We start from the raw sequence: 16,420 nt of genomic DNA on the forward strand, positions 1-16,420 counted from the left end.
GCCCTGTGTCCCCAAGCTTAAAGCAAACTGGGAGCTATCGCGGTCGATTTGCTCCCTCGCCTTCTGGACCGCTTCATTTCGGCTCTCTAGTGGCCGCCCTGAGTAGCTATTTAGATGCAAAAGTCAATCAAGGTAAATGGCTCGTTCGCATCGAAGACATAGATACACCGCGCGTAGTTGCGGGTGCTGCCGACAATATATTAACCACTCTTGAAGCATATGGCCTTTATTGGGATGAAGACGTTGCCTATCAATCACAGCGCCATGCTCTATACCAAGCCTATTTGACGACACTGAAATCAGACTCCCTTGTGTATGCATGTCAATGTACAAGAAAGCAAATTAAAGCAATGGGTGGGTTTTACGACAATCATTGCCGAGCTTTAGCGCTAAGTTGGCAAGATAATGCTTTACGCCTACAGCAGCGCTGTCCAGTTACTGAATTTAATGATGCAATACAGGGCATGGTTGTCATTCCCCCTGCAATTGCGCATGAAGATTACATCGTTAAACGCCGCGATGGCTTATTTGCTTATCAATTGGTGGTGGTCGTTGACGACATAGAGCAAAAGATTAGTCATATCGTGCGTGGTGCCGACCTGCTAGAACCCACAGCAAGACAAATTAGTTTATTTCGGCAACTCAATCAGCCATCACCTAAGTACGCTCACGTACCACTGGCTGTCGCAGAGCCCGGATATAAGTTATCTAAGCAGAATCATGCTCCAGCTATTGATAACCATAACCCGTTACCAACCCTTTATGCCGCGCTGCGTTATTTGCATGTGCCGGTTGATTCTCTCCATAATTATCAAGATGTTGAGGCATTACTGACTCACGCTATTGATATTTTTAGTCTAGATAGCGTTCCTAAAGTACAAGAAATTCAACTAGACTCTCTAGAAAATGGCGATTTTGCTTTTCGCCCACTGTTTTCAAGTACTTCAATTTAGTCTCATTTGAGTATATGATAGCGAGCCTTAAATGCGACCTGTTTTAAGACAAAAGCAGTGGTTCACAACAACTAGAATAGAAAACTTGATTGCTCAGGAGACGAGTTATTATTTCCAAGCTTGTAAACTTTTGCCGCCAGTTTGTAACTGGAAAAGGCGATGAGACGGTGAAAATGGCCAGCCCGACACCTGCGATAATTCCTCGCAGCGAGCATGGTATATCTCGTAAACAATTTAGCCCTAACGCTATCAAAGTGCTCTATCGCTTAAAAGACGGTGGCTATGATGCCTACCTAGTTGGTGGTTGTATCCGCGATATCATGCTAGGAATAGAGCCTAAAGACTTTGATGTCGTTACCAATGCGACACCTGAACAAATCAAAAAGCTCTTCCGTAACTGTCGCTTAATAGGTCGTCGCTTCCGCCTTGCGCACATTGTTTTTGGACGAGAAATTATTGAAGTTGCCACCATGCGTGGCCATCATCAAAGTGATGACTCTTGTGCCACGACAAGTCAAGCCAGCGAACACGGGCAGCTATTACGCGACAATGTCTACGGCAGTATTGAAGAAGACGCCGAGCGCCGCGACTTTACTATCAATGCGCTATATTATTCGATCAATGACTTTACTTTACGCGACTTTGCCGGTGGTGTTGCTGACATTAAAGCGCGTAAAATTGAGCTGATTGGCGATCCTGAAACTCGCTATCGCGAAGATCCGGTACGTATGCTGAGAGCTATCCGCTTTGCAACCAAACTGGATATGGAGATTGCTACGCCGACCCGCACTCCGATTAAAGCATTAGCGCCGTTACTTGGGCATATCCCAGCTGCACGCTTGTTCGAAGAAACGCTAAAGCTATTTTTAAATGGTAAAGCGGAAGAAAACTTTCTTCAGATGCGTGAATACGGCTTGTTTGCACAATTATTCCCGGCGTTAGATAAAATCCTAGCACAGCCTGATAATGACTTTGAGCGTCGCTTTATTCAGCAAATGTTTGCCAATACGGATAGCCGTATCAACGCGGATAAAAAAGTAACCCCTGCATTTATCTATGCAGCACTTTTATGGTTCCCTATTTTAGCTAAAAGCGAAGCGCTCGCGGCCGAAGGTATGAATGAATATGATGCCTTTATGCAAGCCATTAATCACGTCCTTGCTGAAAATGCTAAACACGTTGCAGTGCCTAAACGCTTTACTTTAGGTGCCCGAGATATCTGGCATATTCAACAACGCCTAGATAAACGTTCAGGCCAGCGTGCATACCGCCTAAGCTTGCAGCCGAGATTCAAAGCCGCATATGATTTCCTATTATTGCGTGTTGAAAGTGGTGAACAAGAGCAAGAAGAACTTGCAGCTTGGTGGACTGACTACCTCAAGAATGACGTCACCGGCCAAAAAGACATGGTGCGCAACTTAGGTAACCAAAGCAAACCTAAGCGTCGTTATAATAGACGTAAGCCAAAAAGAAAACCGAAAGAAGATTAAATGAATATTGCGTACATTGGATTGGGTGCAAACCTATCCGAACCGATGGCACAAATACAGCGAGCACTCGATGTGCTCGCCGCCCATCCAGACCTCTCGCTTGTCCAGCACTCTAGCCTGTATGGCTCAAAACCTATGGGCCCTCAAGATCAACCTGATTATGTGAATGCCGTAGCAAAACTAGCGACATCATTAACAGCAGCATCTTTACTCGATGTGTTGCAACAAATAGAGCTTGAACATGGTCGTGTACGCAAAGCTGAGCGCTGGGGACCGCGCACGCTCGATTTGGATATACTGCTTTTTAATACCGACACCATTAACAGTGATAGACTGACGGTGCCACATTACGGCTTGAAAGAAAGAGAATTTGTCGTCTATCCACTATTAGAGATAGCGCCAGAACTCAAATTACCTGATGGCACTGAGCTTAGCTCTTTAACACAAAAGTTACCACTTAACGGATTAACAATCCTCAAATAAACCAATCCAAGGGGTTTACCATGGCAAAAATTTCCGTCTCAACACTTGCCAAAATGAAGCGTGAAGGAACAAAAATAACAGCCCTCACCGCATACGATGCAAGTTTTGCAAAGTTATTTCACGACAATGGCGTAGATGTCATCTTAGTGGGTGATTCTCTGGGTATGGTTTTACAAGGTGGTGAAGACACTTTAGCCGTTACCACGGATGACATTGCCTATCACACCCGTTGTGTCAGAGCTGGTAGTAAAGAGCTATTCGTTATCGCCGATATGCCTTTTATGAGCTATTCAGATCCGCAGTCAGCCTGTCAGAATGCAGCTACCTTGATGCGCTCTGGTGCTAATATGGTTAAGCTTGAAGGTGGTGAATGGCTTTACGACAGCATTGCACTGCTTACTCAGCAAGGGATCCCAGTTTGTGGTCATTTAGGTTTAACCCCACAATCAGTGCACGTGTTTGGCGGCTTTAAAATTCAAGGTCGTGAAGAAGCACAAGCGCAAAAGATGATAGCCGATGCACAAGCGTTAGAACGTGCTGGTGCACAAATGATTGTGATTGAATGCGTACCTTCAGCACTGGCTAAACGCATTACCGACGCAGTGACAATTCCAGTCATTGGTATTGGCGCAGGTAAAGAGACCGATGGCCAAATTTTGGTTATGCATGACTTGGTTGGTATTTCTGCAGGATATATTCCTAAGTTTTCGAAGAACTTCCTGCTCGAAACTGGCAACATGCCAGATGCGGTGAAAAAGTTTTGTGCAGACGTGCAATCAGGTGAGTTCCCGGGGCCTGATCACGAATTTAATTAAATTTGCGATGAGCGATGCTTATCGCTGAGTCTGATCCAAGCGTTTTGTTTGGGTTAGTATTGTTATTATTGAGTTAGAGTACAACATGCAATCAGTTACTGAGATTAAATCGTTACGAAGCCAGATTAAAGCTTGGCGCCAACAAGGGTTGAGCATTGCCTTCGTACCAACGATGGGCAACCTTCACCGTGGTCATTTTTCCTTAGTAGAAAAAGCAAAAACCCTAGCGGATAAAGTCGTTGTCAGTATCTTTGTAAATCCAATGCAATTTGGTGCGAACGAAGACCTCGACAGCTATCCACGTACGCTTGAGCAAGACAAGCAAGGCCTTGCAGAACTAGAAACTGATATTGTGTTTACGCCTACCGTTGAGACCATATATCCTAACGGCCTAAATGCGCAAAGTTTTGTTGATGTACCAGGAGTATCAGAAGGACATTGTGGTGGCACACGCCCAGGACACTTTCGTGGCGTTGCAACGGTTGTCACTAAACTGTTTAACTTAGTACAACCTGATTTTGCCTGCTTTGGTGAAAAAGACTTTCAACAGTTACAGGTTATCAAAACAATGGTGAAAGACCTGTCTATTCCTGTTGAAGTGATTGGTGTTGCGACTCAAAGAGAAGTTTCTGGACTGGCGATGAGCTCACGTAATGGCTACCTCTCTGAATCAGAAAAAGACACTGCTAAAGTACTTTTTCAAGCACTAAAAGCAGCAGCTGGCGCTTTAGAAAATGGCGAAAAAGAGTTTTCGAAGGTAACAAAAAATGCAACAGAAATGCTGCATAATGCAGGTTTAAAGTTGGATTATTTTAACATTTGTCAAAAAGATAGCTTGAAACCTGCTACACTCGAGGATAGTCAACTCGTCATTCTTGCCGCAGCTTTTCTCGGTAAAGTCAGACTGATTGATAATATTCAAGTCACAGTCTAAGGAATAATAATGAAAATTGCGTTCGCCTTGTTAGTACTTTCTACCACCCTACTGGGGTGTAGTAACTCTATCTCACCTGAGTTGAATCAATGTGCACAACAGAATTATCAATGCGAGCGCAACTGTGAGATGCAAAACACGCCAGAGACAATGTCGTTACAGATATGCACTGATAAATGTATTGAGCAGTATAATGCCTGTAAAGTACAGGCTGAAAAAATTACCGAGAGCAAACGATAGTTTGCTCTTTTTTAGCAAAAAATCCCCTTTATTCTTTTAAATACAAATACCTCCTGACTCCAGCAGTTATTTTTTATTCACCTTTTTAGAATATTTTACGATACAATAAACTGGTCTGATGAGATAGACATACAACACCAACTTAGCTTGGCTTAAGGCTTGATTTACTAAACAACGCAGGTTGTAAGCACTAACTTTTCTTAATAACTTGTTATTTCTGGTTTTTATTCTAATCTCTAAGACAAAAGTAACACGACTGTTGAGCTCAGTATCAGTGCTTTTAATGCGTGTTACAGACACGACTCTTTGCAAAGAAAATGGGAATCAATATGAAAAAATCTGCAATTGCATTAGCGATAGCGCTTGGGACAGTGAGTTTTCAAAGTGCCGCTGAGATCAGAATTAATGGTTTTGCTTCCATTATTGGTGGTCAAACGCTAGATAGTGACGACACACTATATGGCTATGATAATGATTTTGATATGGAAAATCGTAGCTTATTTGCTTTACAGCTGTCCGCCGATCTACAAGAAAGTCTAACTGCCACAGCACAGATCGTAGGTCGTGGCCAGAATGACTTTGATGCCGAGTTTGAATGGGCATACTTAACTTATGCGATTTCAGATTCTTCGCAGATAAGCGCAGGTAAAATGCGTATACCATTCTATCGCTATTCTGACTTTTTAGATGTGGGCTATGCATACCGCTGGGTTAAACCACCTCAATCTGTATATAACCTAAGCTTTAGCACCTATAACGGATTGAGTTATATCCATAACTCGACATTAGGGGAGTGGGAAAGCACTGTACAGCTAGCTTTAGGCAGCGTAGATGACGACATTGTTGCTATTACCTATTCAGATGAAGCCGAGTTAAATAACACGGTAGGTATTAACTGGACACTAAGCAGAGATTGGTTCAGTGCGCGTGCGGCCTACTTTGCTACCGAAGCGAGCATTAGCGCAGCTAATAGCCCTGAACTATCGGGATTATTGGCAGGGTTAACTGGCTACGGGCTAACGCAACAAGCGGATGATATTGCTGTCGATAAAGATGATGCTTACTTTGCCGCGATTGGTATTGCTATCGACTACAACGATATCTTGTTCGATGCAGAATACACTCAGTTTGAAGTGGATAACAGCATACTTGCTAAACAACAGCAGTATTACGCTTCCCTCGGTTACCGTATTGATGCATGGACAGTCCACCTAACCTACGAACACAATGAAGATAAGAATGACAACGACGAGTTTAACTCTGTCCCACTCACCATCACCGCTCCAAATGGTGTAACCATTCCTGTCACGACCGATCCAACCAATCCAAATGCACCTTATTTAAGAACACTTGTTAATGGTGCGCTTGCAGGCGCTCGTGCAGAATCAGAAACGTGGAGTATTGGTGCACGTTATGACTTCCATCCGTCAGCAGCATTCAAGATTGAACTAAACCAATTCGATAACACGCTAACAGATCAAAAAGTTGAACTGTTGAGCTTCGGTATCGATTTAGTATTCTAACGGAGGTTAATATGATTAAAAAAATAATGACCTTAGGGCTACTATTAGCCAGTCAGGCAGTTTTAGCAGATGTTGCTGTTATCGTGAACTCAGCAAATGCATCTACTGTAGATGATGGTACTATCAAAAAATTATTCCTTGGCAAAAGCAAATCATTTGCCGATGGTAGTAGTGCGACCCCTGTGAATCAGGATGGTAACGCGGTATTTGACGAGTTTAACGACAAAGTGATTGGTAAATCTAGCTCTCAGCTAAATGCCCATTGGTCTAAATTAGTATTCACCGGTAAGGGAACACCTCCGAAGAAGCTAGATAGCGATCAAGCGGTAATCGATTTTGTTTCGAGCAATGCAGACGCAATTGGTTATATCGATGCTACTAAAGTAACCGGTGCCGTCAAAGTGATTGGTAAATACTAGGGCCTGTTGACCTTTGCTGTTTGATTTTTGTTCTTCTGAGTGGGTTTTGGTCGCGACGCCCGACTTGCCGCCTAGTGATCTAGGCAAAAGTTGAGCAACAATGAACAAAGCGCACTCAGGTGAACCCAAAGGGCAGCGCTTGATTGGCATTTCTACTGTGTTCTCGCCTGACTCACATAGAATGACTATGCTACGCAGGCTCTGCCTTGTATAAATACCAATCAAACTGCTGCAAAAGCAAACTTGAAAGATAAACAGGCCCTAATATTCCTCATCAAATAAAAACAGCCACTTAATGTGGCTGTTTTTATTTATCGTTTAAAAATTAAAGCATTAGACTCTAAATTTTGAGGTTGCATCTTTCAAGTTATCGGACAATACATGGAGATTCTCAGCAACGTCTTGTACTTCATTCAACGCTTGCATTGTGTCTTGGAAAGACTGGTGCATAGATGTCACATTGTTTACTACCATAGCGGCTACCGAGGTCTGCTCCTCCGTTGCCGCAGCAATTTGACCATTCATGCTATTAATTGACAAGATTTGTGCTGCTATCTGCTCAATCGACTGCCCAGTTTGTGCTGCAGCTTCAGCATTATTAATTGCCATACTGCTTGCACTTGTCATTGCTTTCACCGCTTGATTTGCCGCTTCTGTTAGCACATTTAAAAGTTCTCTTATCTCATTGGTCGACTTTGCTGTTCTTGAGGCTAATTCGCGGACTTCATCAGCAACCACCGCAAAACCTCGACCTTGCTCACCAGCACGAGCCGCCTCAATCGCAGCATTCAAGGCAAGTAAATTGGTTTGCTCTGCAATTGATGTGATCACATTTAAGATTTGCGTCACGTTCTGTGTATCATCAGCTAGCTTATTGATCGTCTCTGCTGCATGATTAATTTCTTCACTTAACGCTTGTGATTCGTTAACTGACACCTGAATTTGGCGCTTACTCTGCTCAACTTCTTGTTCGGCCAGCTGAGCAGCATCAGAAGCTTGTGACGCTGAATGAGAGATATCACCCACACTTAACCGCATTTCTTCCATAGATTGACGTACTACTTCCGCGTCATGCGTTTGTTGATTAGTTGCCCCCTCAGCTTTTTCCATCCCCTGAATAAGGCGACTTGAGTCTTTCATCAGAGGTTCGACGACACTCATCACCTCAACAACAGCCCCTTTTAGTAACCCGACAAATTCATTAAAGTTTATGGATACCTGGCCAATTTCATCGTGAGAGCGCACATTGAGCGTGGTGGACAAAGAACCCTGCCCTTGCGCTAATAGTTTCAGATTTTGCGCCGCATCCTTAGCAGAGTTGCCTATACCTCTTGCGATCATAACCGCTAAGAAAACCAGCACAAGTAAAGAAATAACGGCCACAATCAACATTATCGTGAGCGCGTTTGCTGAGCGCTCTTCGGTATTTTGAAGTAATTCAACAAAACGATCATTCGCGTTCGTTTTAGCCTTGGTAAAATCTGCGACTAAGCCTTCGTAGATTTCAGTTTTCTTTTTGGCATCTTCTTGGATACGGGAAAAATCAGCTGTACCATCTATCATTCCTCCAGCAATTTGTTGCGCAATTTTGCCGTACTGCGTAAGTTCATCGCTATTATCTGAGGGCATAAAGCCACTTTGTACCGACTCAATTTTTTGCAAGTTAGCTTGGATTTGCTGTTGATATTCTTTTGCTTTATCTAATAATTCAGCATCCCCGAAGGTTACAGATTGAGTGAATAGCTCATCTAAATTCTGCAGCTTATTTGCGTTTTCTGTGGCGAGGTTAAGAATTTTGTATGTCTGCTCCTCTAATTCATTTAAGGCCCTTTGGTTAGAACTAATAGCGTTGTAATTAACAAACACGATAACCACAAAAGCGACAACCGCAACGAGCGTAATTGCGTGGATCTTTTTGGTGATACTAAGATCAGCAAAAGCAGTACCTAGACTCATATATACACCTTTTGAAGTAAGACGAGTTCATTATCGACTGATTTATTATAAATTTTAACTAAATATAGAATATTTCCAGCTTTTTTGCCGCTTGAGGATGAAGATTTAAACAAATTATTCAATCTGGGAACATAGAAGTGTGAAAATAAAAAATGCCGCTCAACGAGCGGCATCAATAACAACAAGTAATTAGCGGGTTGAGTAATTGATTAAAGTAAACCTAACTTTTTCAATTCACGTGTCGCCATTTCGCTAGAAAGAGGAACGTAACCATCTTTCTCAACGATCTTTTGACCTTCTTTAGACAATACCATCTTCAAGAATTCAGCTTCGATAGGTGCTAATTCTTTATTAGGGTGCTTGTTCACATATAGGTATAGGAAGCGAGACAGTGGGTATTTGCCCTGTGCCACATTTTCTAATGTTGCATCAACGTAGTTCGTGCCTTTTTTCGCTAATGGTACGGTACGTACGCCTGACGTTTTATAACCGATACCAGAATAACCAATCGCATTCACTGAAGACGAGATAGACTGTACTACAGACGCAGAACCTGGCTGCTCGTTAACATTATTGCGGAAGTCACCTTTACACAGTGCTTTTTTCTTGAAGTAACCATAAGTACCAGATACTGAGTTACGACCATAAAGCTGAATATCTTTTGCTGCCCAATCACCCGTTAGACCAACATCACTCCAGCGATTTGCCTGTGCTGCCGAACCACACTTGCGCGTTGAAGAGAAGATTGAATCAACCTGTTCAATTGTTAAGCCTTCAATTGGGTTATCTTTGTGTACAAATACTGCGAGCGCATCAATTGCTACGCGGATTTCTGTTGGCTTATAACCATAACGCTTTTCAAAAGCTTCGATTTCTTTTGATTTCATCTTACGGCTCATTGGGCCGAAGTTTGCCGTTGCTTCCGTTAGTGCAGGTGGCGCAGTAGAAGAACCAGCAGCTTGGATTTGGATATTTACGTTAGGGTAAATTCTTTTATATTCTTCTGCCCAAAACGTCATCATGTTGGCAAGCGTATCAGAACCTACAGAAGAGAAGTTTCCTGAGATACCGCTGGTTTTATTATACTCTGGTAACTTTTCGTCTAAAGCAGATACTTGAGTAGAAACTAATGTAGTAATAGCCACACCCATTGCGGCAACTAAGCTTTTAAATTTCATTGGGGTCACTCCAGTTGTTGGTCCCAGTTATTTTACGCAGCTCATTGTGCAGCGATAAAATGACAATAAAATTACTCTTAAATTACACTTTTATGACTTTCATCATTTGTCATAAAAATTCGCTTTTGTTTGGGGAAAGCAAACCAAAAGCGAGAGCCTTCACCCACTTTGCTTTCAATATGTAAAGCTGAGTCATGACGAGACAACACATGTTTAGTAATTGCTAAACCAAGACCCGAACCGCCTGTTTTTCGGCTTCGTGCTTTATCCACACGGTAAAAACGTTCAGTTAGTCGGTTAATGTGTTCGGGCGCAATACCATCACCATTATCGACGACACTAAACGTCGGCAAGTCGTTTTCTAAATACCAACGTACACGAATGTGCCCACCGGGTCTGGTGTAATGAATAGCATTAAAAATTAAATTTGAGTAAGCACTGCGTAACTCATCCCCAGCCCCTTTGATATCCAAAGTCGGATCAATATCAAAAACGAGCTCATGGCCCTTTTCCTGATTAAGTGACTTCGCTTCGGTATGAATAAGATCAAGCATGGCAGGAATATTCACGGCTTTGTCATTGTCTTGCTTTCTCGCCCCTTCGATTCGAGACAAGGAAAGAAGTTGATTTACCAGACTATCCATCCGTTTACACTGATCTATCATAGTGCCATGTGCTTTAGCCCACATCGCGGGGGGTGGCATATTATCGCTATCCATCATCTCTAGATAGCCAGCCATGACGGTTAGCGGCGTCCTTAGCTCATGAGATACATTTGCGACAAAGTCTTTGCGCATTTGCTCTAATTGCTTTAGTCGGCTGACATCACGCGCCACTAGCATAAGCTGCTCGGCATAAGGCATGACTCGTATTTCCAACACTTGCTCATGTGCAAGTCCGGTCTCAAGCTCTAATGCTTCATCAAAGCGATGTTCATGCATGTATTTTACAAATTTAGGATCTCGGATAAGGTTATCCAATCTTTGACCATGATCTGTAGGCCATTGCAAACCTAACACTTTCAAAGCTAATTGGTTACACCACACAATACTGAGATCTTGTTGCAGTACAACGACCGCGTCTGGGATAGCTTCAGCCCCCTCACGAAAGCGTCGGATCAGTTCCGCGAGCTCATTACGCTTTTTACGATTACGTTGCTGAAGCTGATAGATCCCTTCAAACACTTGCTCCCAAGCGCCCTTACCTTCAGGTGGATTAAAACTACGTTGGTTGAGCAGCCAGTCGCTCAAACGATAGAGTTGTTTGTAATGCCAAACTAATAAGACGAAAGCACCTATGAAAAGAAACAGAAAAGGTGCACTGACTAAATAGCCAATTAAGGCTAGTGGTAGGAAATACAAAAACAGGCGTCTCGTTAACGCCTGTTTATCAATCACTCGATACATAGACTAAATCCATTTAGGAACCAAATAATTCAGTTCCTCTTGGAATACTAATTACAGTTTACTCGAAAAGCGGTAACCTGCACCACGTACGGTTTGCACTAAGCGATCGTGGCCAAGCGGTGCGATAGCTTTACGTAAGCGACGAATATGAACGTCTACAGTGCGATCTTCAACGTACACATTAGTGCCCCATACGTGATCTAACAGCTGTTCACGGCTATAAACACGTTCAGGGTGTGTCATGAAGAAATGTAATAAACGAAACTCTGTCGGCCCCATATCTAACTCAGTGCCCGCAGATGTCACTCGGTGAGAAATAGGGTCTAAACGTAATCCGTGAACTTCTATCGCTTCTTCTAGCGACGTCGGTGAAACTCGACGCATTACCGCTTTAATACGAGCCATTAGCTCTTTAGGAGAGAAAGGCTTTGTCACATAATCATCCGCACCAACCTCTAATCCTTTAACTTTGTCTTCCTCTTCACCTCTTGCCGTTAGCATGATGATTGGGATCTGACGGGTATATTCACTTTGCTTAAACTTTTTAGCAATTTGAATACCACTGCCTCCTGGCAGCATCCAGTCTAGTAGCACCATATCTGGATAAGGTTCTACCATAGCAGCAACTGCTGAATCATAGTCTTCCGCTTCAATTGCTTGAAAACCATTTTGCTCTAGTACGAACACCAACATTTCTCTGATAGGTGCTTCATCATCAACTACAAGTACTTTACGTGACATTCCCAATGTTCTCTCGTTACCGACGTTGTTGATGTCATTATTATGACTAACTGTGACATTTTTATGAAAGTGTAACGTGTAAACGCAAAACAAGCCAAAAAAATCTCTTTTTTGGCTACAAAGGGAATACCTTATTTATTTGTAATAATATGATTTTAAATATATTTTATACTAAAATATTGGTCTCAAAATAGTGTTTTCGAAATATGAACTACGATCTCCAAACCATACTACAAAAACTATGCTGCAATTCACCGCAAAATCAGCATGCTTTTTGTAAATAGCCTTACGCCTTTGTAAATTAAAAGTCATATCTCAATGTGACCGCCATCGTGTTGTGATCTTCGTTGTTATCCAAAGAAAATTTCGAATACCAAAGATACATACGAGCTTGTTTACTTAGACTTTTTTCCACACCTACTGAGGCTGCATTGCCAGAGTCTTTCAGCTTACCTGCAGCCCCATCCGAATCTTGATATTGAGCCAGTAAGGTATATGACTCAATCTGGTAAGCAGCACTCACCATGAAGCTATCTACTTCCTCATCACTATCAATCGCTTCATTTTGTTGATACATACCGCCGAGTTTAAAGTCCCCTAGTTTTCCTTGTACCGTCACGCGATTAATGTCTTGTCCCGCAACTTTATTGTCGTGAGCAACAGCAACATATACATTGGTTTTTTTGAGTTTGCTATCACCGTAACTTGCCGACAAAGATAAGCCATCTTCACCGTTTTGTTTGCTGTTGTCTTCGGCAATATAACTCACTGTAAACTGCAAATGATTGATCGCCGGAGTTGTATATTGCACGGTGTCACCAAGGCGATTTTCACCAACAAAGAACGAATTAATATCACCAGAAAAGTCATTCATTAAGTCCACTTTGCCTTGCGACTTTTTCATCGGTGTATCATCACGGCCGATCAGGAGCTGACCATAGCTCCCTTTAACCCCAAGATACTGAGAGCGTGCTGTAAGGTTATCACCTGACTTACCATCTTTGTCTTGATCTGTGATCTCAACTTGGAATTCATATTTATAAAAGACCTCAAGCCCATCCTGCAGCTTTGTCGATCCCTTTAACCCCATGCGAGAGTTATAACTCTCAATTGAAGTATCGCTATCACCGTCTTTATCAGAGTTTTGCACCCCGACATGAGCTCTACCGTATAGAGATACAGCTTCGTTTGCATAACTACAAACACTCATAGAGCAAAGGCTTAGAGCAACAAATGGTAGGTATTTCATTTTCATCTTTGATCACCTTGGATAGTATTTGGGCGCAGTACAACAAGGTTTGAGATGCTGAGGCCAGACAGAGAGGAGGTAGCGAACAGATCTCGTATTGTTAAAGTTAGACACTTTTAGCTGGAGATCAAGAAACTGACTCCGGGATCAGTATTTTATTAACTGGTAGGGATCATCCATAGTCAGGATCAGATTTTTACTAACAAGATCGTCCCCAAGATCATTTTCTTACTAACCTCTTACTACTTAACACTGGATCACGTTGGTATAAAAATGATCTAAGCGAGGCTAACTTATTGATCTGAGGTTTTGAAATATATCTACTTAGTTAAACAATGATCTTTGTTAGTAAAGATCTGATCCCTATTTACCTCGCTAGTAAAATGGCGGTCCAAGTGTATTTTCACCTTGCAAACCCTATTAAACATTGGCTTTCAATCAAGGATCAGATACAAAAAAGCCTCTATTTCAGAGGCTTTTTGAAGTATCAGCGTGCGATGCACAATTTTACTTAGTCAAATTTTGATCCGTAAGTTATTTCACTTTAGGATCTAACTCACCAGTTAGATATCTCAAGTGCATATCATCAAGTGAAATTGGCTTGATCTTAGCAGCTTGACCAGCTGTACCAAACGCTTCGTAGCGCGCAACACAGATCTCAGTCATCGCTTTCGTCGCTTCCGCTAAGAATTTGCGAGGATCGAAATTGCTTGGGTTTTGCGCAAGGTGGCGACGAATAGCACCTGTTGATGCTAAACGTAGATCAGTATCAATATTAACTTTACGAACACCGAATTTAATACCTTCAACAATTTGCTCGACCGGTACACCGTAAGTCTCAGGGATTTCGCCACCAAACTCATTGATGATTGCTAACCAATCCTGCGGTACTGAAGACGAACCATGCATTACTAAGTGAGTGTCAGGAATACGAGCGTGGATTTCTTTGATGCGGTTAATTGCTAAGATATCGCCCGTTGGTGGACGAGTAAATTTATAAGCACCGTGTGATGTACCGCATGCAATAGCAAGCGCATCTACATTGGTTTTCTTGACGAAGTCTGCAGCTTCTTCAGGATCTGTCAGTAGCTGATCTTCTGTTAATTTACCTTCAGCGCCAATACCGTCCTCTTCACCAGCTTCACCGGTTTCAAGAGAACCAAGTACACCTAACTCGCCCTCAACAGACACGCCACAAGCGTGCGCCATTTCAACAGTACGACGAGTAACGTCCACATTATACTCGTAGCTTGAAGGCGTTTTACCGTCTTCCATTAGAGAGCCGTCCATCATGACTGATGAGAAACCAAGTTGAATTGAGCGCTGGCATACAGCAGGTGAAGTACCATGATCTTGGTGCATTACAACTGGAATATGAGGCCATTCTTCTACAGCCGCTAAAATCATGTGGCGGATAAATGGTGCACCAGCATATTTGCGTGCACCAGCAGAACCTTGCACGATAACCGGACTATTTGTCTTGTCCGCAGCTTCCATGATCGCACGCATTTGCTCTTGGTTATTCACGTTGAATGCAGGAACGCCATAACCATGCTCAGCTGCATGATCGAGAAGTTGACGCATACTGATTAAAGCCATATTGCTTTTCTCCAATTGTTGATAGCCACCGCTATCGGTTTGAACGGATAATATGTTTACACCAGCCAACGCTGATGAAGTTAACCACTTTATTTGTTGGCTAACCGGACGCTACGCGTCGTCAAGCAAACATCAAGTATGTGAGAGAGTGATGTTTACCTGATATTAAGAGGCAGCTTAACGCTACCTCAATCAATTTTAGTCTCTAGCTCGCTGCTCAAGCATGGCGACCGCAGGAAGCGTTTTACCCTCAAGAAATTCAAGGAAAGCACCGCCACCTGTAGAAATATAAGAGATATCTTGCTCAACACCATACTTATCGATAGCAGCTAACGTATCGCCACCACCAGCAATTGAGAATGCTGACGACTTAGCGATAGCATTGGCAATCGCTTCAGTACCATTACCAAATTGATCAAATTCAAATACACCCACTGGGCCATTCCAAACCACAGTGCCAGCATTTGCAATGATCTCGGCAAGTTGAGTTGCAGTATCAGGACCGATGTCGAAGATCATGTCTTCGTCTGAAACTTCGCTCGCATCTTTAATGGTAGCAACTGCAGATTCTGAAAACTCATTACCGACAACCACATCAGTCGGAACAGGAATATCACCGTCATTCGCTCTAGCAGCGGCCACTAGCTTGTTCGCTTCAGGGATCAAATCCGCTTCGTACAGCGACTTACCGACAGGGTTACCCGCTGCAGCAATGAAAGTATTCGCAATACCACCACCAGTAACGAGTTGGTCAACAACCTTAGACAATGAATCAAGCACGGTTAGTTTAGTTGATACTTTAGAGCCGCCAACGATGGCCACCAAAGGACGAGCTGGGTTATCTAGTGCTTTACCAAGCGCGTCGAGTTCAGCTGCAAGCAATGGACCTGCACAAGCCACCTCTGCGTACAAGCCAACACCATGTGTTGAAGCCTGTGCGCGGTGCGCAGTACCAAAGGCATCCATCACGTAGACATCACAAAGCGCAGCTAGTTTTTTCGCGAGTACTTCATCGTCTTTCTTCTCGCCAACGTTAAAACGCACGTTTTCGAATACGATAACTTCATTGTCTTGTACATCCACGCCGTCTAGATAGTCAGTCACTAAACGTACATCTTGAGATAACGCATCATTAAGATAATTCACAACCGGCTGCATGGAGTATTGTGCATCATATTCTCCCTCGGTTGGACGACCAAGGTGAGACATCACCATCACTTTAGCACCTTTTTCTAGCGCTAATTTGATACTAGGTAGTGCAGCACGGATCCGCGCGTCCGACGCGACTTTGCCATCTTTAATTGGCACATTTAGGTCTTCGCGGATCAACACACGCTTGCCGTTTAAATCTAAATCCGCCATCTTAATGACTGACATTGGACATCTCCTTAAAGAACGATACATTTTGTTATCTACAAGGCAGCAATCGTTTGC

The 16,420-nt window shown here is 42.9% G+C and carries 15 protein-coding genes; 8 read left to right on the forward strand and 7 right to left on the reverse strand.

Features of this window, described 5'->3' with window-relative positions:
* The first annotated feature begins 5 nt into the window (after nucleotides 1-5).
* The 8 genes from gluQRS (at nucleotide 6) to GSF13_RS21300 (ending at nucleotide 6,857) form a co-directional block, all read left to right on the forward strand.
* Nucleotides 6-953: a tRNA glutamyl-Q(34) synthetase GluQRS gene (gene gluQRS, locus GSF13_RS21265; protein ID WP_174169719.1), complete on the forward strand. Its 948-nt coding sequence runs from the start codon at nucleotides 6-8 to the stop codon at nucleotides 951-953.
* Nucleotides 954-1,126: 173 nt separating this feature from the next.
* Nucleotides 1,127-2,443: a polynucleotide adenylyltransferase PcnB gene (gene pcnB, locus GSF13_RS21270; RefSeq protein WP_029215927.1), complete on the forward strand. Its 1,317-nt coding sequence runs from the start codon at nucleotides 1,127-1,129 to the stop codon at nucleotides 2,441-2,443.
* Entirely contained in the window at nucleotides 2,444-2,926 is a 483-nt protein-coding gene (gene folK / locus GSF13_RS21275) for a 2-amino-4-hydroxy-6-hydroxymethyldihydropteridine diphosphokinase (protein WP_010607569.1), read from the forward strand.
* A 20-nt stretch (nucleotides 2,927-2,946) separates the two neighbouring features.
* Nucleotides 2,947-3,741, forward strand: coding sequence for a 3-methyl-2-oxobutanoate hydroxymethyltransferase (gene panB, locus GSF13_RS21280; RefSeq protein ID WP_010607568.1), 795 nt, complete (start codon nucleotides 2,947-2,949; stop codon nucleotides 3,739-3,741).
* An 85-nt stretch (nucleotides 3,742-3,826) separates the two neighbouring features.
* Nucleotides 3,827-4,675: a pantoate--beta-alanine ligase gene (gene panC / locus GSF13_RS21285; protein WP_211867013.1), complete on the forward strand. Its 849-nt coding sequence runs from the start codon at nucleotides 3,827-3,829 to the stop codon at nucleotides 4,673-4,675.
* 9 nt (nucleotides 4,676-4,684) lie between these two features.
* Nucleotides 4,685-4,915 carry a hypothetical protein gene (locus tag GSF13_RS21290; RefSeq protein ID WP_010607566.1) on the forward strand — a complete coding sequence of 77 codons (231 nt, stop codon included), beginning with the start codon at nucleotides 4,685-4,687 and terminating at the stop codon, nucleotides 4,913-4,915.
* A gap of 329 nt (nucleotides 4,916-5,244) precedes the next feature.
* Nucleotides 5,245-6,438, forward strand: coding sequence for a porin (locus GSF13_RS21295; RefSeq protein ID WP_102057509.1), 1,194 nt, complete (start codon nucleotides 5,245-5,247; stop codon nucleotides 6,436-6,438).
* 11 nt (nucleotides 6,439-6,449) lie between these two features.
* Nucleotides 6,450-6,857, forward strand: a complete 408-nt coding sequence (locus GSF13_RS21300; protein ID WP_102057510.1) for a phosphate ABC transporter substrate-binding protein — start codon at nucleotides 6,450-6,452, stop codon at nucleotides 6,855-6,857.
* Between the two features lie 333 nt (nucleotides 6,858-7,190).
* Here GSF13_RS21300 and GSF13_RS21305 read toward each other — a convergent pair whose 3' ends face one another.
* From GSF13_RS21305 to GSF13_RS21335, 7 genes are all read right to left on the reverse strand, one after another.
* Complete coding sequence (locus tag GSF13_RS21305; protein WP_211867021.1) at nucleotides 7,191-8,813, reverse strand: HAMP domain-containing methyl-accepting chemotaxis protein; 1,623 nt, start codon at nucleotides 8,811-8,813, stop codon at nucleotides 7,191-7,193.
* A 209-nt stretch (nucleotides 8,814-9,022) separates the two neighbouring features.
* Complete coding sequence (locus tag GSF13_RS21310; RefSeq protein WP_017216573.1) at nucleotides 9,023-9,991, reverse strand: phosphate ABC transporter substrate-binding protein; 969 nt, start codon at nucleotides 9,989-9,991, stop codon at nucleotides 9,023-9,025.
* A 77-nt stretch (nucleotides 9,992-10,068) separates the two neighbouring features.
* Nucleotides 10,069-11,397, reverse strand: a complete 1,329-nt coding sequence (gene phoR / locus GSF13_RS21315) for a phosphate regulon sensor histidine kinase PhoR (RefSeq protein WP_211867023.1) — start codon at nucleotides 11,395-11,397, stop codon at nucleotides 10,069-10,071.
* Between the two features lie 51 nt (nucleotides 11,398-11,448).
* Nucleotides 11,449-12,138 carry a phosphate regulon transcriptional regulator PhoB gene (gene phoB, locus GSF13_RS21320; RefSeq protein WP_010378755.1) on the reverse strand — a complete coding sequence of 230 codons (690 nt, stop codon included), beginning with the start codon at nucleotides 12,136-12,138 and terminating at the stop codon, nucleotides 11,449-11,451.
* Between the two features lie 301 nt (nucleotides 12,139-12,439).
* Complete coding sequence (locus tag GSF13_RS21325) at nucleotides 12,440-13,393, reverse strand: porin (RefSeq protein ID WP_010607560.1); 954 nt, start codon at nucleotides 13,391-13,393, stop codon at nucleotides 12,440-12,442.
* Nucleotides 13,394-13,921: 528 nt separating this feature from the next.
* Nucleotides 13,922-14,986: a class II fructose-bisphosphate aldolase gene (gene fba / locus GSF13_RS21330; RefSeq protein WP_010607559.1), complete on the reverse strand. Its 1,065-nt coding sequence runs from the start codon at nucleotides 14,984-14,986 to the stop codon at nucleotides 13,922-13,924.
* 198 nt (nucleotides 14,987-15,184) lie between these two features.
* On the reverse strand, nucleotides 15,185-16,363 hold the full coding sequence (locus GSF13_RS21335) for a phosphoglycerate kinase (RefSeq protein WP_211867026.1): 1,179 nt from the start codon (nucleotides 16,361-16,363) through the stop codon (nucleotides 15,185-15,187).
* Nucleotides 16,364-16,420: the final 57 nt, after the last annotated feature.

Source organism: Pseudoalteromonas sp. M8, assembly GCF_018141365.1.
Lineage (GTDB): Bacteria > Pseudomonadota > Gammaproteobacteria > Enterobacterales > Alteromonadaceae > Pseudoalteromonas.

Bases quoted from the DNA above. Each gene is read 5' to 3' on its own strand.
- panC (WP_211867013.1), top strand. From the start codon at position 3,827: ATGCAATCAGTTACTGAGATTAAATCGTTACGAAGCCAGATTAAAGCT.
- GSF13_RS21305 (WP_211867021.1), bottom strand. From the start codon at position 8,813: ATGAGTCTAGGTACTGCTTTTGCTGATCTTAGTATCACCAAAAAGATC.
- GSF13_RS21300 (WP_102057510.1), top strand. From the start codon at position 6,450: ATGATTAAAAAAATAATGACCTTAGGGCTACTATTAGCCAGTCAGGCA.
- GSF13_RS21325 (WP_010607560.1), bottom strand. From the start codon at position 13,393: ATGAAAATGAAATACCTACCATTTGTTGCTCTAAGCCTTTGCTCTATG.
- GSF13_RS21295 (WP_102057509.1), top strand. From the start codon at position 5,245: ATGAAAAAATCTGCAATTGCATTAGCGATAGCGCTTGGGACAGTGAGT.
- folK (WP_010607569.1), top strand. From the start codon at position 2,444: ATGAATATTGCGTACATTGGATTGGGTGCAAACCTATCCGAACCGATG.
- fba (WP_010607559.1), bottom strand. From the start codon at position 14,986: ATGGCTTTAATCAGTATGCGTCAACTTCTCGATCATGCAGCTGAGCAT.
- pcnB (WP_029215927.1), top strand. From the start codon at position 1,127: ATGGCCAGCCCGACACCTGCGATAATTCCTCGCAGCGAGCATGGTATA.
- phoB (WP_010378755.1), bottom strand. From the start codon at position 12,138: ATGTCACGTAAAGTACTTGTAGTTGATGATGAAGCACCTATCAGAGAA.
- GSF13_RS21290 (WP_010607566.1), top strand. From the start codon at position 4,685: ATGAAAATTGCGTTCGCCTTGTTAGTACTTTCTACCACCCTACTGGGG.
- panB (WP_010607568.1), top strand. From the start codon at position 2,947: ATGGCAAAAATTTCCGTCTCAACACTTGCCAAAATGAAGCGTGAAGGA.
- phoR (WP_211867023.1), bottom strand. From the start codon at position 11,397: ATGTATCGAGTGATTGATAAACAGGCGTTAACGAGACGCCTGTTTTTG.
- GSF13_RS21310 (WP_017216573.1), bottom strand. From the start codon at position 9,991: ATGAAATTTAAAAGCTTAGTTGCCGCAATGGGTGTGGCTATTACTACA.
- GSF13_RS21335 (WP_211867026.1), bottom strand. From the start codon at position 16,363: ATGTCAGTCATTAAGATGGCGGATTTAGATTTAAACGGCAAGCGTGTG.